At 60.4% G+C, this 24341-nt stretch carries 14 protein-coding genes and 4 pseudogenes; 8 read left to right on the top strand and 10 right to left on the bottom strand.

Annotated elements, in window-relative coordinates; translation table 11 throughout:
* Window positions 1–78: 78 nt before the first annotated feature.
* A complete protein-coding gene (locus tag P6U30_RS11365; RefSeq protein ID WP_407169201.1) occupies window positions 79–969 on the bottom strand; it encodes a transketolase in 891 nt (296 codons plus the stop codon).
* A 1297-nt stretch (window positions 970–2266) separates the two neighbouring features.
* On the opposite strand from P6U30_RS11365, the gene P6U30_RS11360 reads away from it, so the two are divergent.
* Window positions 2267–3103: a shikimate dehydrogenase family protein gene (locus P6U30_RS11360; protein WP_407169200.1), complete on the top strand. Its 837-nt coding sequence runs from the start codon at window positions 2267–2269 to the stop codon at window positions 3101–3103.
* Between the two features lie 827 nt (window positions 3104–3930).
* Entirely contained in the window at window positions 3931–6288 is a 2358-nt protein-coding gene (locus P6U30_RS11355; protein WP_407170431.1) for a DPP IV N-terminal domain-containing protein, read from the top strand.
* A gap of 414 nt (window positions 6289–6702) precedes the next feature.
* Here the strand turns inward: P6U30_RS11355 and P6U30_RS11350 are convergent, their stop codons facing one another.
* Entirely contained in the window at window positions 6703–7311 is a 609-nt protein-coding gene (locus tag P6U30_RS11350; protein ID WP_407170430.1) for a HipA domain-containing protein, read from the bottom strand.
* A 526-nt stretch (window positions 7312–7837) separates the two neighbouring features.
* Between P6U30_RS11350 and P6U30_RS11345 the strand changes: the two genes are divergently transcribed.
* The gene (locus P6U30_RS11345; RefSeq protein ID WP_407169199.1) at window positions 7838–8881 is read left to right on the top strand and encodes a GSU2403 family nucleotidyltransferase fold protein; all 1044 of its coding nucleotides are present in this window, start codon (window positions 7838–7840) and stop codon (window positions 8879–8881) included.
* 354 nt (window positions 8882–9235) lie between these two features.
* On the opposite strand, the pseudogene P6U30_RS11340 reads toward P6U30_RS11345, so the two are convergent.
* Both P6U30_RS11340 and P6U30_RS11335 read right to left on the bottom strand, forming a co-directional pair.
* Window positions 9236–9663, bottom strand: a pseudogene (locus P6U30_RS11340) (VapC toxin family PIN domain ribonuclease).
* Window positions 9660–9962, bottom strand: a pseudogene (locus tag P6U30_RS11335) (hypothetical protein). The pseudogenes P6U30_RS11340 and P6U30_RS11335 overlap by 4 nt, the downstream one beginning before the upstream one ends.
* A 1240-nt stretch (window positions 9963–11202) precedes the next feature.
* On the opposite strand from P6U30_RS11335, the gene P6U30_RS11330 reads away from it, so the two are divergent.
* The 5 genes and pseudogenes from P6U30_RS11330 (at window position 11203) to P6U30_RS11310 (ending at window position 15875) form a co-directional block, all read left to right on the top strand.
* On the top strand, window positions 11203–12003 hold the full coding sequence (locus P6U30_RS11330) for an ATP-binding cassette domain-containing protein (RefSeq protein WP_407169198.1): 801 nt from the start codon (window positions 11203–11205) through the stop codon (window positions 12001–12003).
* A pseudogene (locus P6U30_RS11325) lies at window positions 12000–13560 on the top strand (ABC transporter permease/substrate-binding protein). The gene P6U30_RS11330 and the pseudogene P6U30_RS11325 overlap by 4 nt, the downstream one beginning before the upstream one ends.
* A 148-nt stretch (window positions 13561–13708) precedes the next feature.
* Window positions 13709–13882: a hypothetical protein gene (locus tag P6U30_RS11320; RefSeq protein ID WP_407169197.1), complete on the top strand. Its 174-nt coding sequence runs from the start codon at window positions 13709–13711 to the stop codon at window positions 13880–13882.
* A gap of 413 nt (window positions 13883–14295) precedes the next feature.
* Window positions 14296–14550: a helix-turn-helix domain-containing protein gene (locus P6U30_RS11315; protein ID WP_280973140.1), complete on the top strand. Its 255-nt coding sequence runs from the start codon at window positions 14296–14298 to the stop codon at window positions 14548–14550.
* Window positions 14550–15875: a type II toxin-antitoxin system HipA family toxin gene (locus P6U30_RS11310; RefSeq protein WP_407169196.1), complete on the top strand. Its 1326-nt coding sequence runs from the start codon at window positions 14550–14552 to the stop codon at window positions 15873–15875. The genes P6U30_RS11315 and P6U30_RS11310 overlap by 1 nt, the downstream gene beginning before the upstream one ends.
* A 63-nt stretch (window positions 15876–15938) precedes the next feature.
* Here P6U30_RS11310 and P6U30_RS11305 read toward each other — a convergent pair whose 3' ends face one another.
* From P6U30_RS11305 to P6U30_RS11280, 6 genes and pseudogenes are all read right to left on the bottom strand, one after another.
* Window positions 15939–16805: an alpha/beta fold hydrolase gene (locus P6U30_RS11305; protein ID WP_407169195.1), complete on the bottom strand. Its 867-nt coding sequence runs from the start codon at window positions 16803–16805 to the stop codon at window positions 15939–15941.
* 28 nt (window positions 16806–16833) lie between these two features.
* Complete coding sequence (locus tag P6U30_RS11300) at window positions 16834–18048, bottom strand: Bcr/CflA family efflux MFS transporter (RefSeq protein WP_407169194.1); 1215 nt, start codon at window positions 18046–18048, stop codon at window positions 16834–16836.
* Between the two features lie 126 nt (window positions 18049–18174).
* The gene (locus P6U30_RS11295) at window positions 18175–19434 is read right to left on the bottom strand and encodes a glycosyltransferase (protein WP_407169193.1); all 1260 of its coding nucleotides are present in this window, start codon (window positions 19432–19434) and stop codon (window positions 18175–18177) included.
* Window positions 19435–20482: 1048 nt separating this feature from the next.
* Window positions 20483–20590 (bottom strand): annotated as a pseudogene (locus tag P6U30_RS11290) (IS200/IS605 family transposase); the annotation flags it as partial.
* Between the two features lie 4 nt (window positions 20591–20594).
* A complete protein-coding gene (locus P6U30_RS11285) occupies window positions 20595–22592 on the bottom strand; it encodes an acetyl/propionyl/methylcrotonyl-CoA carboxylase subunit alpha (protein ID WP_407169192.1) in 1998 nt (665 codons plus the stop codon).
* A gap of 18 nt (window positions 22593–22610) precedes the next feature.
* Window positions 22611–24218 (bottom strand): carboxyl transferase domain-containing protein, encoded by a 1608-nt coding sequence (locus P6U30_RS11280; protein ID WP_407169191.1) that lies wholly within the window; start codon window positions 24216–24218, stop codon window positions 22611–22613.
* Window positions 24219–24341 lie beyond the last annotated feature (123 nt).

Raw genomic sequence — 24341 nt, 5'->3', positions numbered from 1 at the left:
CAGCCATTCGCCGGCGAGGCTCACTCTCGACATTGCAGGTCGACGAGCTAGGCCAACCTGATCCGCAGGTCACGGCGGTTATTGACCGCCAGCGCACCGGCACGCCTCCACCTCTTTGATCGCCATCTCGTACTCCGCCTCAGATGGAACGCGGTAATGCCAATCCAAGCAATTCTCCATGAAGGATACGCCCCGCCCCTTGGTCGTGTGCGCAATCAAGATCTGTGGAGATGTCGACGTTTCAGCGTTGGCCCTGGCAAGATCGAGCGCGCGCAAGATGTTCGATGGCGAGTGTCCGTCGGTTTCCTGCACATTCCAACCGAACGATTTCCATTTCTCAGCCAGGGGCTCAAGGGCCATGATCGATTCGGTTGGGCCGTCAATCTGAAGTCGATTTCGGTTGATGATGACCAGAAGATTGCTCAGCTTGAGGTGGCTGCCCGCCAGGGCTGCCTCCCAGATGGATCCTTCGTTCATTTCCCCGTCGCCGATAAGCACGACGGTTAAGTAGGATTGACCATATCGTCTTGCGGACAGCGCCGTTCCGATTCCAAACGCGATCCCGTGCCCTAAAGATCCACCCGTCATCTCCACGCCGGGTATCCGGGTGGTTGGAAACATCGTCAGTTCAGAACCAGGCGCGAGAAACCGCTCCAGCGAACATGGCGGCAAGAACCCGCGAAGCTGCATGACGGCAAAGAGCGCCACAGCTCCTTGGCAAGAGCTCAAAATGAAGCGATCTCTGTTGGGATCGTCTGGTTTCAGCGGATCGATGCGCAGAAATCGATAAAACAGGCAATAGAGGATTTCGATCAACGAAAGCGATGAGCCAATGTGTCCACCGCCGCTTTTTTGGACTGCGCTTAGCGTGCAAGCACGAAGTGAACGGCAGAGCAATTCGTCGGCTCTATGCATTTCCGCCGCCGACGCGAGCTTCGATAGGCCTTTGGTGGGCGTGATCTCCTCCATAAGATTCAAAGCCCGACAAGGGTGCTGCATGCGAAATATCGTGCTGAGATGGGGTGGCGTGGCCTCGTTGGTTAGCTTGACGGACTTCCTCTCGTCGAACTGAGCAACACCTTGCCGTCCATGCTGTGCCGTGCGCCAGGGTCCGCCACGATGAACCTGTCAATATCTCGCTCACTGGACGTCGCACGCTCTGTCAACTGGCGTCATTGCCGGGCCCATAATGTTCAGACATTGCATTGGCAATGAGTTCATCCCCCCCTTACAATCATGATCTAAACGCTCTCAAGCTGCTTCAACACCACCACTTCCGGTTTCTCGCACGAGCGCCGAAATCATCGACCCGCATTTCGCTCTGCGGCTCGAGCATCGGTCAGTGCCAGCGCACGGCTCCATCTCATGGAAGAGCTCGCCGCCGGCAAGTGCCTGGGCGCTCTTTGCTTCCCTCAAGGACCGACGCCGCCGCGCGCGCAACAATGACGCGCTCGAGTCACATGACAACGCCTCGATCCATGAAGCTGCCTTCAACGGATTGATCAACTGAGATCGAGCAAGTTCCATCAGAAATCCAACGTCAGTGATCGGTTGGGACTGTCTGGGTCATAACGGCTCCATCAGGGGATGTCGGAGCAATCGGCATGCCGCAAAAGACACTGTCAGAAGCCTGCCTGAGAGGGCAGCATCACGTCCCTCGCCCGAAGATTGGGCGTCCATTGTCGGACTCCTGACACACATAGTGTCTTTACCTCGACGCCGTTTGGACAAGACGAGATGAATCGCCAAGTCAAGAAAGTCGTCTTTGGTGACGAGCTCGAACGTCCTCAAGGCTGGCCGGTGGCGTCTCACGACTGGAGCGCCCGCAGCTCAAATGTGGCGGTTGCGCTTGCGCGCTTGCTGACCAGCGGGATCGTCGCTCGACAGGAGATCCCGCTCATGCGAGACTGTTGATGAAATCCGTCCGGGCCGTTGCCGTCGCTCGCCAAGGTCTAGCTCCTGTGTCGATCGAAAGATTTGATTGTCGCGCCGATCGTGATCGCGGCCGTCCGCTCGTCCAAGACTTCGACACCTGTCAACGGCTCCGCGAGCCATCTTGTCGTCCTGAGCCAACATCGGCTGACGCGCGTGCTCCGCAACGACACTTGCCGCGACGGCATCTTCAGGTCACGGGCACAGCCTGGCGCTGCTGGTCGGTGCAAGCTCAACGCAGGAGAACCCGACGGCGGGCTGCGCGCCGGCACTCGCGAAGAACCGTAGCCCGTCCTTCAGCGAACTGCGGGCTCAGTTCGCAAGCGGAGGCTTGATGCGCAAGATCATTGACGGCTCGACGCAGCTCCTTGGTATTGTTGGGGATCCGATTGAGCAGGTGCGCGCGCCTGAAGTCTGGAGCGCTCTGTTTCGCGCAAATGGCTTCAATGCGGTCTGCGTCCCGCTCCATGTCAAGCCTGCCGAGCTGAAGACCGCCCTCAGGAGTCTGCAAACGATCCGGAACCTGGCCGGTCTGATCGTTACGATCCCGCACAAGCTGGCGGCTGTGCACCATGCGGACATCCATACAGACCGGGCACGTCGGGTGCAGTCTGTGAACGTCATGCGGCGGGACGACCAAGGCCGCTGGCATGCAGACATTCTCGACGGCGTCGGGTTCGTCAGGGGATTGCTGGGCGCCGGTCAACGCATTGAGGGACGTCGTGCGCTCATCGTTGGCGCGGGAGGAGCTGGCACTGCGATCGCCTTCGCTATTGCAGAGGCGGCGGCGGCCTCTGTCCATGTCGCGGACATCGTGACAGATCGCGCGCGCGCTCTCGCGAGCCGACTTCAGGCAGCCGGAATCCCGTCCGGGATTTCGGCAGCATCGGCGCGAGGATACGATCTCATTGTGAATGCCAGTCCGATCGGGATGAAACCGGATGATCCGATCTCGATCGACTGCACTGATCTGGTGTCTTGGGCATTGGTCGGGGACGTTGTCGTTCATCCCCAGATGACCCCGCTGCTGCTTACCGCACAAGCGCGCGGCTGCTACGTGCAGCCGGGCGTCGTGATGATGGACAACCAACTCACCGAGATGCGCGAATTCTTTGGTTTTTCTCAAGGAGACTACAGCCCTACGGCGGTCACGAGGGCGATGGCCATATAGGCCTTGGGCACGCCAACTTGCCCCGCTCGAGGTCGAAGGGAGCGGCGGACCCGTGTGTTGGCGATGGATCGCTGAGCACGTGGCACCAGGGTCCTTGGTTACTTGCGTCTTTTTGCGTTCAGCCGGTGAATATCCCGAACCTGATCGGTGCTCATCGGAGCTTTTGCCAACGCGATCGCCAAACTCGTCCAAGGCGAAGATACCAACGACCTCGAGGTTCCAGCTGATCGGGCCGGCCGAGCAGCCGCAGACGTCGCATGAACACGTTGATGAGGTCTAGGTGCGGTCACGGCGCATTGTGGTGGCCGCACGCTCCGTGATGCCACCGCCGGCCGAGCAATGTCGAGTGACATTGTCCGATCTACGACGATCCCGGATATCGGACATTGGCCGTTGCGGACGACTTTGTTGCGTTTGCACCTTGGCATGACGAATGCATACAGCAGATCGGACACGTGCCGCTCAGAGCGCAGAACGGCGACGGAGGCCATGAAACGTTCATGTTAATCGAGCAGCGAACGAACCGGGGCGGTCACGATACAGGGAGCAGTTCGTCGGGTGGGATTTACCGATCTTCGAGACGAATACCGGCGTCGGCGGCGCTTGCGTTTTCATCGGCTGTCTTCGCCTTGAGAGCAACCAGAACCGCCCATCCAGATGTCCGCAAGTGCGCAGTGTGATTCTGCCCAGCTCGAGCCAACGTTCGCGGTCGCGTCATGCGCAAGAAGGCCGGAGCGGCCCTCCCCAAGAAGACATCGACGCTGCCGCACGTGATTGGCGGCGCTCAATTCCAGTATTCCGGTATCGACATACAAACAGGAGGGATCATGTACAAGTACGGCGCCTTGATGCTTGCGCTGTTGGCTCCGCAGGACTCGGCAGCCGCGCGGACTCTGCCCGAGGACATCGCTAAACCACCGCTGGCGCTATCCGATTACGAGCGAGCGCTCACGATCGGCGCTCGCTATGGCCGGCTCACCGTGAATATCCCCGACGAACCGTTCTGGCTCCGCGAGGGCGAGGCGTTCGTCTACCGACGGACAACCCAAGGCAAGCAGCAGTTCATGCTGGTGAATGCGGCAACTGGCGTAAAGCAGCCGGCTTTTGATCAGGCCCGCCTCGCGAAGGCTCTGAACAGGGCGAGCCACAAGAACTATAAGGCTGACGACCTGCCCTTCGCCCGTTTCGAGCTGACCGACAATAAGGTCGACTTCAGCATTGAAAATATCCGGTGGAGCTGCGACCTTGTAAGCTACGCCTGCACACGAAACGCATCGCGCCTGGACGCCGATCAGCAGAGCTACTACGACCACACGCCGCCCGCGGAGAATGATCCGCACAAGGCAAGCGTATCGCCTGACGGCAAATGGCTGGCCTATACCAGGAACTACAATATTGTCCTGCGCAGCAAGGACGGCTTGCAGGACATTCCACTGACCTTTGACGGATCCGAAGGCGACTACTATGCCGTCTCAACGCTGAAATGGTCTCCAGATTCACGTCACCTCGCGGCTTACCGCATCCGTTCGGGCCACAAGCGAGAGATCCATTACGTGGAGTCATCGCCGAGGGATCAGCTTCAACCCAGACATTCGACGATGCTGTATCCGAAGCCAGGTGATGCCCTGGCACTGCCCCAGCCGGTGCTGTTTGACATCGTCAGCCAGCGCGAGATCCCAATCGATAATACCCTGTTTCCAAATCCCTATGAACTTTCGCCGATCCAATGGTGGGAGGACGGGCGCGGCTTCACCTTCGACTACAATCAACGTGGGCATCAGCTCTATCGACTTGTCGCGGTAGACGCCGCCACGGGCCACGTGCGCTCTCTGATTGATGAGGTCAGCCAAACCTTTGTCGACTACCATCCTCTGGTGAACCAGCCGCATAGTGGAAAGATCTTCCGCTACGACGTTGACGACGGAAACGAGATCATCTGGGCCTCCGAGCGCGATGGATACGAGCATCTCTATTTGTTCAACGGCCGGACCGGCGAACTCAAAAACCAGATCACCAAAGGAGATTGGGTGGTCCGCGCGGTCTATCATGTCGATCCGATCAAGCGCCAGATCTGGTTTGGCGCCAGCGGGATGAACCCAGGGGAGGATCCCTACTACGTCCACGCCTATCGCATCGATTTCGATGGGAAGGGCCTGACTGCGCTCACGCCTGAGCAGGCCAATCATCACATCGAATTCTCGCCTGACGGCCGCTACTATGTCGACCTATGGTCCCGCATCGACGTCGCGCCGCACATGGTGCTGTATCGCGCCAGCGATAATGCCAAACTGATGGATGTCGAGAGTGCCGACATCGCCGAACTCAGCGCTGCCGGCTGGCAGCCGCCGCTCAGCTTCCATGCCAAGGGGCGCGACGGCAAGACCGATATATGGGGCATCATTCACCTGCCGGCCAACTTCGATCCAAACAAGAGATATCCGGTCGTGGAGCGGATCTATGCCGGCCCGCAGGGCTCTTTCGTTCCGAAATCCTTCTCGACGTGGGTCGAGCCGCTCACCGAGCTGGGATTTGTCGTCGTCCAGATCGATGGCATGGGGACGAACAACCGCTCGCGCGCCTTCCATGATATCGCCTGGAAGAACCTGAAGGACGCAGGCCTTCCCGACCGCATCCTCTGGCACAAGGCGGCGAGCGCGAAGTATCCGTGGTACGATATCTCCAACGTCGGCATTTTTGGCACGTCCGCCGGCGGCCAGAATGCAGTGAGCGCGCTGCTCTTCCATCCTGATTTTTACAAGGTGGCCGTGGCCAACAGTGGCAACTACGACAACCGGATGGACAAGATCTGGTGGAACGAGCAGTGGATGGGTTGGCCGGTCGGCATCGAATATTCGCAATCCTCCGCCATCGACAACGCCCACAGGCTGCAGGGCAAGCTGTTGCTCATTGTCGGCGAAATGGACCGCAACGTCGATCCGTCCTCCACCTTCCAGCTTGCCGATCGGCTCATCAGGGCGGGAAAATACTTCGACATGCTTTATGTGCCCGGCGCCGATCACGGAACGCCCGGCCGTTATACCCAGCTCAAGCTCCTAGACTACTTCGTTCGTAACATACTTGGGCAGGTCCCGCCGAACTGGAATGCCGCATCGATCGAGCTGCCGAAGAGCGAACCAGGCCTTGATGGCATGAAGGCGCTTCTGCAATCATGTCCGAGGCCGTGACGCTTCGCATCAAGCGCCTTCGCGAAATCGGGATCCTTGTCAGCGTCTGAAAGCGAAAGCCAGTTGGATCAAGTACGCGAGATCGGTGGGCATTGCTCTTTACGCCCCGGTGACTTGCCGCAACCCGCCTAACCCGGCTTTAAATTCGCTTTGGCCAAAGGACCAGAGCATGAAGCGCAGCCGCTTTGTGGAAGGACAGATCACCGCAATCGCGGTCCGGCGATTGCGGTGCCGGTCATGCCAACGGCGATCGCCGCGATCATCGCCGTATCGATCGCGACGCCGACGATCATCATGCTGGCGCTGATGCTGCCGGCACTGACCTGCTTCGCCGAAAACTAGGTTCTCTTTAGTAGACGTTGGCAGTCATTGGCTCGTTTACGCAGCAAGGTTGACAATCGCCCGACGACGGCGTTAATCTAACCCCTCCTGGTGAGCGCGCGCGTGAATATCCGCCACGCGGTCGGGAATCTGTTCGGCCATGGAAACCAGGCTTGCAATAAGCTCGTCCGCATCAACGCGCGTTTCGCGCGCAAATTTCTGCCATTGACGCACACCAATTTGGTCGAGCTTGTATTCGCCCCCGACCTTCATGGCGAGCTTGACTTTTCGCTGGTCAATGCGGTCGTAGGTAAGAATGCTCGCTATATCGTACAGCGGTGCGAGACGGACGTGAGGGCCGCTCGCCAGAAGCAAGGAATAGTTCTTGGCATGGGCGTCGGAGCCTCCAATGAGCCAGTTGAAGCCCAAAGCCCTGGCGAACGTCTCAAGGTCAGCCGCGCGGTCCGTCGAGCGAGTGCGTAAGAGCTCAATCACATCTGCAGGCGTTGGTCCGCCCTCGTTCTGGTATTTCCTGGTCGGCAGGATGCCCATGGCCAGGCAGATATCTTCCTGGTGTACCCGGATGATGTCGTTCCCACTGGCTTGCCGGTCGTAGCGTTCAACAACGATCGCGACTTCCTTTTCGAACCGCATCACCCTAGATTCGGCGGCGGGCAGCGCGAGTTCGCGTGCAAGTTGCAGGCAGATGTGCTCATTCTCGGCGTGGCCATCGAAGTGGCTCGTCGGCGGCTTCAGCTAGCTTGATCGGGAAAGCCAAAAGCTGCCGGCGCTCCCGCGACCGGGACGAGTCCGTCGAGGAGGCCCATGCGTTTCAAGCCGAGCGGCGCGGAAATGCCGGACCAGCCGATTGCCGAGTTCGTTCAGCGCAGTCGAATTCGTGCCCCGCGTCGCAAGACCTTCAGCCGCAAACGGGGTAGCTATGGCCTGAGACACGATGCGGAGCGCACGACAGTCGGCTATGTGCGAACGACATGTTACTCGCGGCCATACTGACCGTGGGTTTTTGCGGCCGCGCCTCCCTATTCGGCTTCGCCGGGCGCTCCCCTTCGATATCGCCCCCAATGCGGCATAAGCGGCCCGAAGAGTAGCTAACAGTTCCCGGTTTCAACAGTTGCGTCATATTTCGCTCAAGTTGTTGAAGCCAGATCCCGAATGATAAATACGGTTTCAACAGTGAGGACCAAGCCAAGAACCTAATGTTGAAACCGTGTATTTTCAAGAACTTAATAACGATCAGCGCCGCGAGATGGTGAACAGCCTGCAACGGTTTCAGGCCCTGCGAGACGCTAAGGGAATCCATGCCGCGCATCGCGGTTCCCTGACCTGGATGAAGTCCAAAGGCCACGAATACCTCGTCCGCAGCTATTACGACAAAGCATGCCGCCGAAAGCAAAGTTCCCTCGGGGCGCGGTCTCCCGGAACCGAAAAGATGAAGGCCGACTTTGAGGCCAAGCGTGCTGCGGCGGAAGACAGATTGAAGAATTTGCGCGATACGATGGAGCGCCAAGCCGCGGTCAATCGCGCGCTCGGCCTCGGTCGCGTACCGCTGATCGGAGCCCGGATTATGCGCGCCCTCGATGGCTTCGGGGTGCTGGGTTCGGGCATTCGGATTCTCGGAACGAACGCGATGTACGGTTATGAGGCCCCCTCCGGCGTCAGGATCGATTCAGGCCTGGCTACGACGGAACATATCGACCTTCTGTTCGACGCGCGTGGCGGACTTACGTTCGTGGGAGATGACGACGTCTCCGAATCTTCACTGCTGAGAATACTTCAGCGCGTCGACACCAGCTTCGAACGCGCCAAGCAGCCATGTCGAGCTGTGAACCGGGATGGCTATCTCGTCGATCTGATCAAGCCCATGCAGAGTCGTCCTTGGAAGGAGGTTCCGGGCAAGATCGGCGCGGACCCCGAAGTTCCTTCTGCCATTCAAATCGAAGGACTCGATTGGCTACATAATTCTCCGGGTTTCGAGGCGGTCGCAATCGACGAAAAGGGCGAGCCGGTTCGCATCGCCGCTCCAGATCCGCGGGCCTGGGCCGCCCATAAGCTTTGGTTGTCCGGTCGCGCGAACAGGGAGCCACTGAAGCGCCAACGAGATGCAGCACAGGCGGAAGCCGTGGGCGCTCTGGTCGCGAACTATCTGACCCACCTGCCCTTCGACACAGAGCAGCTAAGGATGCTACCGAAAGAATTGGTAGACAGCGCGGCGCGACTTTTCGTTCAGAAAGATACCGCAGTGCGGACCTAGCGGTCAGGCTCGACAATAGCCGCCGCGTAGCGGCGGTACCATGATTATGATCCAGCGCTCCTGCTCATCCCCGTAAAGGTCGGGCATGGGGACATACGGGAGATGAGTGGAGTAATGCTCGACACGATACTTATGCGCAGTCGCGACTGCCGAATTGGCTTCGACGAGACAGGTCTCGTTACCGAACTGAAATCTGCCGTCGATCTGTTCGCCCATTAATCGAAAGGCTGCCGTTGCGCAAAGCCATAGGCGATCGAACAGATCGTGGAAAGATTTTTTCGAAAGCGTAGCCGCGCGCATGCGCTTCTAGCGCAGCCAAGCCGAGGAACATCATGTCAATGGATCTAATGTTGTTCATGATGCGCCCTCGCGCATCGGATTGACGATCTGTAGCCCGACGAAATCCTTTTCGTGATCGGTAACCACGACGCAGTCATTCGCACCAGCGACGGCGGCGGTGACATGCCCACTGCGCGACGGCCGGCGGCCTCACCCTCCGCCATGAGGCGAGCCCAGACCAGGCTGGCCCAGTCGTCGAACGGCAGGATGCGCCCCGCAAACAAGACCTGAGGCCCCTCCGGTCCCGAGCACCAGGTGTCGAGCGCATCGCGCTTCTTGCCGCGCGGCTTTTCGAGAGCCGCGCGACGAATTTCCGTGACGGTTGGTGACGCGATGAACAGATCTTCATCTCGCTGCGCCACCATCCAGGCCAGCAGCGACCCCGACGGCTATGGGTTGACGACGTTGCTGATGATGTTGGTGTCGAGAAGGTAGCGCTTCACGGGCCGACCTTGCGCCCCTCTTCACGATGGCGGGAAAGATCAGGTCAGCACCCGCCAGAGGCGAACGACGCAGTGCGGTGAGGATAGCACCATGTTTGGAGGGCTCGCCCGCGATGACCGTCTTCACGGCGGCGCGAACCTGCTCTGCTTCCGGTCCTTCCTCGGCCAGGCCGCGGGCCAGCGTCCGGATCAGATCGCGACCGGACTCGTGGGCCATAACTTCGAAGCGCGTGAAGCCGCGCTGCGTACAGGCGCGCACGGTAGTTCTTCGTCGCTCTCTTCCGTGCGGCGTTGCCCATGGCCCGCCCTCCATACTACATCTGGTGGCAATGGTCCCGAACCGCGCCTGATCGAATTGACTCATCTGCTCGCCCGTCGTGCCGGGCGAGACTGTTCGAGGAGCAGAGAAGGCACGCCATTTGATGCGCTCCTGAGTGCGGCTGAGACTCGCGATGGGCAGACCGGTCCGGCCGGACACCGCTGTGTAGCGCTCGATGCCCCTGAAGAAGGCACCCGAATCCTCAGATTCCGGGCGCATGCGGTCCATGACGGCATTGAATAATTGGCGCTCTTCAGTACGGCCAGCGGCTGGTCCAACACGAGAGGCGTCGGCGTTGGCAGCTTCATTGGCCCAAAGATCGGAAATGGGCGATTGCCCGCGCTCGTCAATGTCCCGCATAAATCATCTCCGATGCAAACGGGACGGCGCCGCCTGCCCGCAACGATTTCGTTCTTCCGAAACGGACGATCGTCACGCGCCGGGGCGACGCCGATACTTGGGTTACCTGACGGAACGCTAATGGTTGAAACGATCGGCCGTCGACTGGTGTCAGCGCCATCGTTCGTCTGTGATCAATGGCAGAGTTCCAGCGCCAATACTGATCAGCAGAAGTTCAGTGGTATCGCCGCAAAGGCTCAGAGCTCGTGGCTCTGCTTAGCAGTGCGGTGACTACCAAGCGCATCCAGAGCAGCGTGAATTTGGGACGGCCGACGTGGACTTTGCGGTTCCGCCGCGCGTGAATATGAAGTTCGTAAACTCGACGGATAGTGGAAGGACGATGTCCGCGGCCTGGGCGACTGATCGCTTGCCTGTAAGATCTGAGAGGCCTCACGACGAGCACGCGTCGCGCGAGCAATCGGCTTGCCGTCGGACTCATGCAGGCCGATATAGCTGCGGCATAACGTGGCTATCCACCCGCACTCCGCGCCCGCCTGGTCCGCTTCGCTTTTCGCACTAGCGTATTTGCCTTTGCAGGAACGGGACCGATCGAAGGCAAACTTTGTACGAAACGGACCAACACGCGCGCTCGGCGAGCGTGAACTATTCGGGTCATAGTGCTACGCTTCATATCGGAATGCCCGACGCCATGACCGATTTCGACATCTCAAGCCAACAACCGCATTACCGCGCGTCACGGCGGGCCGCTTTAGTCTCGTAGACTTGCTGGTGTCGTTCAAATCGGGGGGGTCGCTAACTACTTACCGCAGAATGAAGCGCCCTTCGGATTCCGGACGCTCGCGCACCTGTTCAGTCCAACCATGGCACTCACACCGCTGATCGCTTACGCCCATGTCGTGAAGAGCTTTGGTAACGGCCATGACGCCGGACGCGTCATGGCCGTCGACGATGTCTCGCTCGATATTGCAGCGGGGGAATTCGTGGCGATCGTGGGCGCCTCGGGCTCAGGCAAATCCACGCTGTTGCGGCTTGCCAATCGTCTGCTCGACGCCGACAGTGGTCGTGTCGTGGTGGAAGGCGCGGACGTGCGCGACGTCGATCCGGTGGGTTTGCGCCGGCGCATGGGCTATGTGTTCCAGAGTGGCGGGCTATTTCCGCATCTGTGCGTCGCCGACAACATCGCGATCACGCCGAGACTGCTCGGCTGGACCGCCGCCGAGATCGCCGCGCGGGTCGACGAGCTCCTCGACCTAGTACGTCTCGATCGCTCCCTCCATCGCGATCGCCTTCCGCATGAACTGTCGGGTGGGCAGCAGCAGCGCGTAGGCGTGGCGCGGGCGCTCGCCGCCCGTCCTCGTATCATGCTGATGGACGAACCCTTCGGCGCGCTCGATCCGTTGACCCGCGACATTCTCGGCGAGGACTACCGCGCTCTGCATCGCAGGCTCGCCTTGACCACGGTCATGGTCACCCACGATACGACGGCGGCCTTGCTGCTTGCCGATCGCATCGCGGTGATGCGGGCTGGACAGCTTGTAGCGCTAGGCCGGCCAGCTGAGCTGTCAAACAACACCGACCCCTGTGTGGCGGAGCTGTTGCGCACGCCCAGGCGTCAGGCCGAGCGGCTGAATGCCCTGCTCCCGGGAGAAAGCACGGGATGAGTTTCCTGTCCGACCCGCGTTGGCGCGACGCTGTGGCGCACCTGCCGGACTATCTTGGCAGCCACGTCCAGGTCAGCTTGGCAGCGCTGGCGCTCGGGCTCGTGATCAGCCTGCCGCTCGCGATCCTCGCGCGCAACCACGCCGTGAGTCGTGGCCTCCTGCTAGGCCTCGCCAGCGTCGTGCAGACCGTGCCCGGGCTGGCACTGCTCGCGCTGTTCTACCCGCTCCTGCTCGCCATCGCGTCGTTGACGCTTCGCTGGTTCGGCTTCGACTTTTCCGCGTTCGGATTTTTGCCCGCCATGCTGGCGCTGGCGCTCTATTCCATGCTGCCGGTGCTGCGCAACACCATCACCGGGCTGAACGGCGTCGATCCCACACTGCTTGAGGCGGCACAAGGTGTGGGCATGACGCCGGGGCAATCGCTGTTCACGGTGGAATTGCCGTTGGCGCTGCCGGTGATCATGGCCGGCATCCGCACCTCGGCGGTATGGGTGATCGGGACCGCGACATTGTCGACGCCGATCGGGCAGACCAGCCTCGGCAATTACATCTTCGCCGGATTGCAGACGCAGAACTGGGTGTTCGTGCTGTTCGGCTGTGTCGCTTCAGCGGTGCTCGCGCTCGCGGTCGATCAGCTTCTGGCGCTCATTGAGCGAGGCTTGCGCGAACGCAGGCGCCTGCGCACGACGTTTGGCAGCGTCGGGATTGCCGCACTGGTCGCGGCCACCCTGACCCCTTCGATAGCGCGGGCGCCGTCGACCTACATCGTCGGCGCCAAGACGTTTGCCGAGCAATATGTGCTGTCCGCGTTGATCGAGCAGCGGTTGCAGGCGGCGGGATTGCAGGCCTCGACGCGCGAGAGCCTCGGCTCCAACGTGATCTTCCAAGCGCTCGCAGCCAACAACATCGACGTCTACGTGGATTATTCCGGCACGCTGTGGGTCAACCAGTTTTACCGCACCGATATGCCGCCGCGCGAAACGTTGCTCGCCGAGTTGACGACGATCCTGGCAAAGCAGAATATCACCCTACTCGGCGCGCTCGGTTTCGAGAACGCCTATGCGCTGGTGATGCCGCGGCAGCGCGCCGATGCGCTGGGTATTTATTCGATCGCCGACCTGGCTGCGCACGCCACCGGCGCTGTCGATTGCGGGCGACTACGAGTTCTTCTCACGCCCTGAATGGGCCTCGCTGCACAAGGCTTATGGCCTGTTATTCCGCACGCAACGACAGATGCAGCCGGATTTCATGTATGCGGCAGTGGCCAGTGGCGACGTCGACGTCATCGCGGGCTATACCAGCGATGGGCGGATCAAGAAATACGACCTGGTGGCGCTGGCCGATCCCAAGCACGCGATCCCACCTTATGATGCGGTCCTACTGCTGGCACCGCGGCGCGCGCATGACGCGGCGTTGCAGGCCGAACTGAAGCCGCTGCTTGGCCGGATCGACATCGCGGCGATGCGCGAAGCCAATTTGCGCGCCGGCGGAAGCGACGCGAATTCTTCGCCCGCCGCGGTGGCACGTTGGCTGTGGCAGAGGATCAGTGGGCAGTAGGCGGGGGCCGGCGCGCAAAATAATCAGGGCACAGCACTGTGGACGCGGCGCGGTCGGCCTCTGCCCTCCGCCCCTCCCCCCGCTTACGCACTCACGCCCGAAGTCTTGCCGCTAAAACAGCACGTGGCCGGTCACGACGAGCAGAATAGTGCCGGCGATCGGGCCGCCTCTGCGACCGGGCGATCACGAGGCTTCGGACAGTGGCAGCGGCGCGCCTCATCACGGCGCTTTGCAACGCGTGGAGGACGAGCGCCACGATCTTGCCAGCGGCGATTTTGTGGAGATCGGCGACTTCGTCATTCTTGAAGGCGCCGTCTCCTAAGTTCGTCGAATCCATCGGCGACGCGCCAAGGGACGGTGTCCAGCACCCCTCGATTTACAGTGCGCCCCGGGCCTGATGTACGAAGACGTATTTCGCGCGCGAGTTCGCGTCCCTTACGTTGCAGGGTGCGCTCGCGTGCGGATGACGTTGGTCTCGCGCGGCATCGCCTCTTTATCAGAGGCGCCGACCATGGAGCGACAATCGCTCCTCGCGATGCGCATCAGCGGAAAGGTTACCGGGGGAAGATCCCAGAGACGTGCATAATTGTGCCGATTCCGGGCATCTCAGATCCGTGCGTATGGGCCATCGCTTATTCCATGCTTATACGGGATTGCGTATAAATCTGAAATATACGCGATCGCGTGTATTTACTTAATATACGAGATCGCGTATATCCCCCTTGGAGGCCGGATATGACGCAGCATATTGCCCGCACGGAAAGGCAACTTGGAGCCGTCCTGCGCCGGGTTCGCAAACAGGCCGGGCTGACGCAGTCCGATCTAGGTAAGCGCATTCACCTGCGGCAGGGAACAGTTTCCCGCCTGGAGGGGGGCGCGCCCGCAATTCAATTGCGCACCCTGATGGAAGCCCTGGCAGCCCTTGATCTCGAACTGGTGATCCGCCCGCGCAGCAAGTCGAGCGCTGCCGATATTGAAAGCGTCTTCTGATGGCCCGTCGACGAGCGAACGCTCCCTTAAATGTGTTCGTCAACGGACGGTTGGTCGGCATGCTTCGGCGTGAATCAAGCGGAGCAATCGATTTCCGGTACGATCCGCAATGGCTGGCCTGGGAATCCACTTTTCCAATTTCTCTCTCGCTGCCCCTTCGAGAGGACCGCTACATCGGCGCGCCGGTCGTCAACGTGTTCGACAATCTGCTTCCCGATAGCGAACCGATGCGCAGACGCGTGGCCGAACGTGTCGGGGCGAGTGGAATCGACGCCTACAGCATGCTGTCCGCGCTCGGGCATGATTGCGTTGGCGCGCTCCAGTTTTTGCCTGAGGGGGTCGATCCAGGTCCGGCCGGGAAGGTCGACGGGAAACCGGTTAGTGACGCCGATATTGGCAACATCATCCAGAACCTCGCTACAGCTCCGCTCGGGGTTGGCGAGGATGAAGAATTCAGACTTTCGATTGCGGGCGCGCAGGAGAAAACCGCCTTACTTCGCCGCGATGGCAAATGGTACAAGCCGGTCGGCACTGCCGCGACCACGCACATTCTCAAGCCGCAAATTGGCAGGCTGCCAAACGGCATTGACCTCTCCAACAGCGTTGAGAACGAATATTTCTGTCTGAAACTGCTGTCCGGCCTCGGCATACCGACTGCCAACGCGGAGATCGGCGAGTTCGGGGGACGCCGGACCCTGATCATCCAGCGATTTGATCGACGCTGGACAGGCAACGGGCGCTTGCTGCGCCTTCCCCAGGAAGATTGTTGCCAGTCTCTGTCGGTGCCGCCTTCGAGGAAATACCAGTCGGAAGGTGGCCCCGGGATGAAAGAGATTCTGGAACTGCTCAAGGGTAGCGACGTGCCGGCGGAGGATCTGGCGACATTCATGCGCGCAGCCGTCGCGTTCTGGCTGATTGGAGCAACGGATGATCACGCCAAGAACTTCAGTGTCTTCTTAAGCCCTGGGGGGCGTTTCCGCCTCACCCCCCTGTACGACGTGCTGACCGCCCAACCGAGCCTGGATGCAAAGCAGATTCAGCCCAAGGTATTCAAGCTCGCGATGTCCGTCGGCAAGAGCCGACACTATAGAATGAGCGAAATCCAGCCTCGCCACTTCATCCAGACGGCCGAAATGTCCGGTGTCGGAGCTCCCCTCGTCCGTTCAGTTTTCGAGTCTCTGGTCGAAAGTTTCGAGCCGGCTTTCGCCCGGGTTCTTGACAAGCTTCCGAAGGAATTTCCGTCGGAGCTCACGGAGTCGATCAGGATTGCCGCACTGCACCGGATCACCCTGATGAAGGAAGCCTGGTCCAATGCAGCACCTTGATTCCGGTCAGGACCATGACAGAGGAACCAGCGGAGCACGGGATTCTTGAGGTGCGACGCATAACTATTCAAGGCTTCGACGTCGGCACGGGCGAAGGCCGACAGTCAAGAAGCGATCCAGCATGGCATTGACCTGATCGGCAACCTCGATCGTGTTGAAATGTCCGGCGAGCATCGTCTTCGCTATGACCAGCTGCGGGCAGATCTCCTGCAGCCGATCGAGGTCGCGCGCCATGTTCACCAGCGGAACGTCTGCGGAAATATAGGCCATGGGGATCCGGCAGGCTCTAGCGGCGGGGACGGGATCATAGTTCAAGGTTGCGTTCCGTATCATCGAATAGGCCACATGCTGTGGCGTTTTCTCGCAAGACGGACGTACATAAGTCTCGTAGATCGTCTTTCGCCGGGTGGGATCGTCGAAATCGCAGCCCATGTCCCATGCGTTTGCGGTCAAGACCGCAAGATAGTTGGGTCCGCCGATACCTTCCAGGAACGCGGAAAGCTCGCGAGATTCGCGCAAGCTCGGAGGCGGCATGACAATCGTGTCGATCATGACCATGCCTGAAGCCAAGTCCGGATAGCGGCCACATAGTTCGAGCGCGATCCGGCCTCCCATGCTGTGACCGATCACAACCGGCTTGAGCAGGTCCAGTTGAGCGCATTGCCAGGCGATATCGTCAGCAAATCCCGCGATAGTGTACTCCTGCTCAGGCGCATCGCTGGCGCCGTGACCGCGAATATTGACGGCCACCACGCGACGGTACTGCGCAAAATGGGCGATCTGCGGCGTGAAGATGCCGTGGTCGCCAGTCCAGCCATTGATAAGGAGCAGCGGAGGGGTTTGACCGGTACTAGGACCGGCCTCAACATGCGCTAGACGTACGCCGTCGCGACGCAACACAACGGGCTCCAACGTGTCATAAGAGATCACGGTCTTTCCTTTCGAAATTGGTTGGCGTTCAGGCGGCCTCAACGACATGTTCGGCTGGAAGAACGAGGCCGACATAGATGGCGAATGCCAACAGGCAAAAACCAAGCATCACGGCAGCCATCGAAAATGCCGAATGCCCGTCGAAAAGTGCCGCGACCATTGCGCTCGACAACGCCGCGCCGATCATTTGAACGAAAGCCCTTGCAGCACTGATGGTGCCTACGATTTCGGGCATCGGCCGCACGGCTTCGTTCGTGGTGTGCGGCGAGATCAAGCCGAACGACAATGCGACTCCGACGATCACGATCACCACCAGACTGGCCGACGTGCCTTCCGCGAGCATCACGACGACCAGGGAGGTGGCCAGGAAAGTCGAGAGTGCGAGGCCCGTCACAATCACTTGCGCCGGCGATAGCCCCGAACGGCCGAGAATCCTGTTGATGCGGGTGCCGAGCATGACTGACAGCGAACTGGCTCCGAAGATCACACCATATTGATACGGGCTGAGCCCCAGAGCATTGATGAAGAATAGTGATGAACCGGTCACGTAGGCGAATACGGCTCCCGCGGCCGCGGCGTTGCAAAGGATGTAGCCTACACAGAGTGGATGCCGCAGAACGCGACGATAGTTTTTCAGGATCGTCGCATGGCCGAGCTTGAGGTTCGGATCGATTGTCGCGCTCTCGCTGAAGGCCGACATTGCGGCGAGCAGCACTAATCCTGCCGCGAGCGGCACAAGGTAAACAGTCCGCCAACTGCCCAGCGCAAGCAGCACAGCACCGACGATTGGCGCAATCATCGGGACGACGTAGATCGCGAGCACCACATTGGCCATCCTTGCCGCCGCGGTCTCGCCCTCAAAGAGATCGTTGACAATCGCAACCGCGGCGATCCCGCTCGCCGATGCACCAGCTCCCTGGAGCGCGCGAAAGAACAGGAGCTGCGATAGCGAACTTGACAGGAGGCAGCCTAAGCTTGCGGCGACAACGAGTGCAGAGCCAAACATAATGATCGGCTTGCGGCCGAAGCGATCGGATACCGGCCCATAGATGAGAAGCGATGCTCCCATGGTCATGAGATAGACGCTCATCGCGAGCCCGACATCGGCAGAGGTCGCGCCGAGATCGGCTGCCGCAGCCGAGAGGCTTGGCAGGATCATGTCGATGCCAAATGTCGGCAAGGAGGCCAGAAGACCGAGCAACAAGGTAAAGGCGAACGAATTTGGATTGATGCGCAGGGCCATGTTTCCATTGATCGGCGTCAAGGCGCGCCATGTCGCCGGCTTGGAGGAATTTTCATCAGGGAAAGACAACGCATCGATCAGGCAACTGTCCGGGAGCACCGCCCGATCAGCACCTCGGCTCGCTCGTCACGCGCGGCCGCGCCGCCGTCGTCCGATTGCCGCGAGAATCTCCATCTCTTGGACAACAGGCGAAGTGTCGATATCAGCCTGGATGATTTGGCCAAGGCTTCGGGCTGCGACTTTGAATTGCGGTTCGCTGATCAGCTGCTTGATGGCTGCCGCTATCTCCGGCGCGGACGCTGTCGGTGCCAATCGAAGCCCTGCTCCCTTTGCCTCTATCCGCGCTGCATTGGCTGACTGGTCTCGTCCCATTGGCAGGATGAGTTGCGGCAAAGCATTGATCAGTGCTCGGGTAACGGTTCCGTGACCGCCCTGAGATATGACAACAGAGACGTCCTTCATAATGGTGTCGTGGGGCGCGCCGCGCACCAGATGGACGTTCTTCAGAGCTTGAAGATCGGCTATGTCCAGATTTGGACCGGTCGTGAACACAGCTTCGAGATCAATGGTGCCGACGGCATTGATGACGCGCTGAAATACTTCGCGCTGGCCCTGTGCACCCGTGCTGCAGGCGATCAGCGCACGAGGGCGATCGGATCGCGGGGACCTCGGACCCTGCCACGACTTCGACCAACTTGGCACGTCAAGCAAAGGCCCGATGTAGCGAAAATTGCCCGGAAGAGCGTCCGCCTCGAAATCGAAGGCCTGGCTGATGGCCAACAGAACGCGATCGGCTTCGTCAAATAGCTCCATAGCGTCGCTAAGTTGAGGAAGACCGAACTCGACGCGGGCTTGATTGAGGATAGGAAGAGAGGCATTGAATGTTGCCGCGAGCGCATCGGAGGCTCGCCTGACTTCGGCGTGTTCCTCCGGCGTTTTCGGTTGCCCCAGTCCGGAGGTCGCGGGCGGCATTCCGGGCAGGATCCGAATGCTGACGTGAGGCGAGAGAAATGCGAACGGCACGCCACATGCTTTCGCCCCGACCGCCGCACCAAACAGCAGGTCGAGACCGAGCACCGCATCCGTTGGCACGCGTCCAATCTCGTCGCGAATGTCGGCTGCGTAGGCAGAACAAGGCTCGAAGACGACCCTGCGCATCCTCTCGCGCATATCCGAGACATCGGTCGGGTCGGCGGCCCTGCCTATTGGAGCGCGGCGCCATGTCACGAACTCGAAATCGGCGGCCTCGATTTCGACCCGCATGGCCGGATCGGCGATCAGGCGGACATGGTGACCATGCCGGCGCAATCGGCGAGCCGCTGTCAAGAGCGGACTGAGATTTCCCAACGTACCCCACGAGGCGAAGAGAAAATTGTAAGAAGTCATCGGCGCCTTTCTTCGCAGTCGCGCATTCCAAGATCTGCAGCCCTCGCCCCGAAGGCGCAACTTAAAGCCCGCGCGCGCGAGCCCAAGGATGCTGCGCGCGAGCCGTCCAGCATGCGGGGACAAAAACGTGTTACCCGCATGAAACAAGCGCTTCGAGCTTCCGACGCGCCAGTCATAATCCGTTCGATCGACGACACTACTCCCACAGTGCGCCACGTCCTCATGCGTTGACGAGGCCTGGCCGATCTGTCTCGACCTACTGAAGCGCAGTTGCGCAAGCTCTCGAAGAGAACTCGACCGAGCGCATCGCGTGCGACGCGTCTCGCTTTGCAGCGTCGACGTACGGATCTCTCGAAGAGAGGCGTGAAGCTCGAAATTTGAATTGCCGATGATTCATTGATGCCAGCGTCGACGCAGCGTGTCGTTTGGTCCCGATCTCAAGCCTACAATCTTACGCCACGAGAGATTCAAGTGGTTTTTTGCGCTCTCGCGCGCGACGAGAGCCACGATCTTGCCTGCGGCGGTTTGTGGAGATCGACGACTTCGCCAATTGACGACGTGGTCTCCTAAGTTCGCCTAATCCATCCGCTACGCGCCAAAGTTTTTGAAGTGCCATTTGCCGTCGACGTGTTCACCGGACGGATCGCACGCGAGTTCGTGTCCTTACTTTGTAGGAGCGCAGTCAAGGGCGTGCCGATGAGGTTGGCATGCGCAGCATCGTCTCTCTGTCAGAGACGCCGACCGGAGCGACGGTCACGCATAAGGTTACCGAACGCGCAACCCTCCCGATCGGCAAATTGTCGAGACGTGCTAATGATTCTGGGCCTTGACCTCCAGCATATCCGGGATCCCGTATGTTCGATTTTTATACGGGCTTGCGTATAATTTCTGGATTGACGAAATATGCAGCTTCGCGTATATTACCTTTGGACAGTAAATATCCCCTGGCAAAGCTGGGGCTTTAGGAATTGGGCCCGCTCAGAGCGGCCGTGGGGACGCTAACGCGTCCCCGATTTCGTTGGCCGCTTAGAGGCGGCCTTAGCGCCAGCCAGATGTTCATTTGGTCGAGCCGGGTATCCTCGGCCTCCTGCTTGCGGATGTATTCCCTAATCACCGCTTCGTCTCGACCGACGGTCGAGACGAAGTATCCCCGGGCACCATTATTTCAGGACCGGATCGTGCTCGACAACGGCAACGACGGCGTTCCGCTCGACGCTATCGCCAGGGTTGAAGTGGACTGCGGTCACGATGCCATCCATCTTGCTCGCGATGCGGAGCTCCATCTTCATGGATTCCATGACGATCATCGCATCGCCTGCTTTCACGCGAGCGCCAACGGCGACTTTGACTTTCAGCACCACGCCCGTCATCGGGGCACGCAGTTCGCCGCTGATCTCGGGAGTTGTATTGAGGTACCTCAGATAGGAAGTGACGCTTATCGCGCACGCGCGACGAGGATCGTGAACGTAGATGGCGTTGTCCCTCTGGACGATACGTACGATCTCGCGGCGTGAGTTTGCCACGGCGATGAACCTGTCGTCCCCGAGCGCCGACAGCCTCACTGCGACCTTGGCCCCGTTCACGCCGATCAACATGGAGCCGTCGGATTGCATCGGTGCAAAGCGGATCTCCGCGCTCCTTCCTGCGCTCTCGAGATGCAGGATGGGGATCAGCGCCATTCCGTCGTCCTCGGCCGCCATGTGCCAGCCGGTCAGTTTTCTGGACTGCCACGGTCCGTTGGATCCAGGCTGCCGCTGGCGCATCATCCAGAAATAGGCTCCCAGCGCGAGCGCATCGGTGTCAATATCATTGATCCGCTTCGACTCATCGATCTGCTCATCGATGAGGCGAGTATGGAATGTGGCGTTCCTGGTCGCGGGCAACCCGATCAGTTGTCCGAGGAACTCCCGATTGGTTGTGACGCCGAAGATTGACGTCTCATCAAGCGCACGACGAAGCCGATCGAGTGCCTGGTCGCGGGTGTCGGCATGCGCAATCAACTTGGCAAGCATCGAATCGTAGTAGGGCGTAACGGTCGAGCCGCTTTCCACGCCGGTCTCGACGCGGATGTCTTGCTGTGGAAAACTGACATAGGCAACGTTGCCGGTGGAGGGCATGAACCCATCATCCGGATCTTCGGCGCAGATGCGTGCTTCCACGGCATGACCCCGGCACAAGACATCGTCCTGCGTGAACGGCAGACCTTCGCCGGCGGCGACGCGGAGCATGGTCTCGACGATGTCGATGCCGGTGACCATTTCGGTGACAGGATGCTCGACCTGGAGCCGGGGATTGATCTCCAGGAAAAAGTAGTCCGTGCCGCTGACGATGAACTCGACCGTGCCGACACCGCGATACCCGAGGCGGCGACCGAGCTGGACGGCGTCGTCGAGGATACGCGCGCGAATCTTCGGCGGCGGGTTCGCGGCCGGCGCTTCCTCGATCAACTTCTGGTGGCGGCGCTGAAGCGAGCACTCGCGTTCGAACAGATGAACGACGTTGCCGTTGCCGTCTCCCACAATCTGCACCTCGATATGACGGCCGTGCTGGATCAGCTTTTCGACAATCAAGCCGGAAGCGCCGAAGGCGTTTCTGGCTTCGCGCATGGCCGACTCGATTTCGTCGCGGATTCCGTCAAGCGACGAGACGGCGCGCATGCCCTTGCCGCCGCCGCCGGCCGCGGCCTTCAGCATCACGGGCAATCCGAGCTGGCGGACGGCGCGTTCGATCTCGGCGGGATCTGCGCTTGGAACTTTGCTGCCGGGCGCCGTGGGAACTCCGGCCGCCACCGCCTCCCGTTTGGCGGACGCCTTGTCGCCGAGTTGCTCGATGGTTTCCGGCGTGGGGCCGATGAATACCAGGCCGGCCGCATCGACGGCGCGGGCGAATGCCGCGTTCTCGGCGAGGAAGCCGAAACCCGGATGAATGGCCTCGGCTTTGGCTGTCCGGGCGGCGGCGATGACGGCTTCAATCCGCAGATAGCTTTCCGCGGCAGGCGCGCCGCCGATCTCGATGGATTCGCCGATCGCCTTGACGTGTAGCGAATCGGCATCCGCACTGGAATGAACGCCGGCCACGGCGACGCCGAGGCGGTGGCAGGTGCGGGCGATGCGACAGGCGATTTCACCGCGGTTAGCGATCAGGATCTTCTTGAACACGATGGGCCTCTCCTGCGTCTACATCCGTAACACGCCGAAATCGGTATGCTGATGCGGCGTGCGTCCGGCCAAGTCGAGCAGCAGTGCCATCACGCTGCGGGTTTCGAGCGGATCGATCACCATGTCGCACCAGGTGTTACGCGCAAAATTGTAGGCATTGGCGAAATCCTCGAACATCCGCCGGATCGGCGCCATGTAGGCCTCCCGCTCGCCGTCCATCCAACTCGTGCCCTCACGCTTGTGCACTTCGTCCCTGACCATTGCAAGCGTGGTCGCGGCCTGGTCGGGACCCATGATCGCGGAACGCGCATTGGGCCACATCATCATGGCATTCGGTCGGAACGCGCGGCCGCACATTGCGAGATATCCGGCGCCGTAGGCGTTACCCATGATCAGCGTGTATTTCGGCACGCTCGCGCTCGCCATCGCCGTGATCATCTTCGCGCCGTTCTTGGTGATGCCGCCTTCTTCCGCCTCGCGGCCGACCATGAAGCCAGTGACGTCGGCCATGAACAGCAGCGGAATGTCACGCTTGCAGCAGAGGTCAATAAAATGCGTCGCCTTCAGCGCACTTTCGGAGAACAGCACGCCGTTGTTGCAGAGGATGCCGACCTCAAAGCCCATGATCCGAGCGAATCCCGTGATCAGGGTGTCGCCATAAAGCGGCTTGAACTCGTGGAATTCACTGCCGTCAACAAGGCGGGCGAGGATGTCGCGATTGTTGGTGGGGATGCGCGGATCTGCGCTGATCAGGCCGTAGATTTCGCCCGGGTCGAACAGCGGGTCGCGCATTGGAGCGACCGTCCAGACCTGTCGAGGAATTTCGCCGAGGTTGGCGACGATTTCCCGGGTAATGGCAATCGCGTGCGCGTCATTCTCGGCGAGGTGATCGGTGACGCCACTGACGCGGCTGTGCATCTCGCCGCCACCGAGCGCCTCGATGCCGACCTCCTCGCGCGTTGCGGCGTAGACGAGCTGCGGGCCGCCGAGGAACAAGGCGCCCTGGTTTCGGATGATCACGGCCTCATCGCAAAGAGCAGGGATGTAGGCGCCGCCCGCGGTCGAGGGACCGTGCACGATCGCGATTTGCGGGATGCCTTCGCTCGACATCCTGACCTGGTTGTAGAAGATCGAGCCGAACTGGCCGTCGTCGGGGAAGATATTGGGCTGATCGGGCAGGTTGGCACCGCCGGATTGCACCATGGTCACGCAGGGGAGGCGATGCTGCCAGGCAAAGCGCTGAGCGCGGACATGCTTCTTGCAGGTTATGCCGTAATAGGTCCCGCCCTTCACGGTCGGCTCGTTGACGATAATCATGCAAGGACGGCCGGAGATCATTCCGACGCCCGTGACGATGCTGCCGCCGGGCGGCACGCCCTCGTACAGATTTTCGCCGGCCAGCTGGCAGAACTCGAGGAATGGCGATCCGGGATCGATCAACGCGGCGATCCGCTCCCGCGGCAGCAACTGTTCGCGCTCCTTATGCAGCTTTCGCGCCCGCTCGGGACCGCCGATCGCAGCCGCAGCACGGCGCCCCCGAAGATCGGCGACGCGCTCGGCGTAAGCGTGGTGGTTGCGTGCGTATTCCTCGCTCGAGGTGGCGACGTCCGATTTCATGATTGGCATTGCGGGAGTTCCTGGCGATTGGATGACATCTCCCTTTCAATGCTCGTGCCGGTTTTTCAATGCTCGTGCCGGTTTGCGATACCTTGATTTTTACAGACTATTTTCCTCAGACCGACGCGTCGC

The sequence above is a fragment of the Bradyrhizobium sp. ORS 111 genome, from assembly GCF_045571485.1.
Lineage (GTDB): Bacteria > Pseudomonadota > Alphaproteobacteria > Rhizobiales > Xanthobacteraceae > Bradyrhizobium.
Note: the sequence above shows the minus strand (reverse complement) of the source record. Positions and strands in the feature narration are given on the sequence as shown.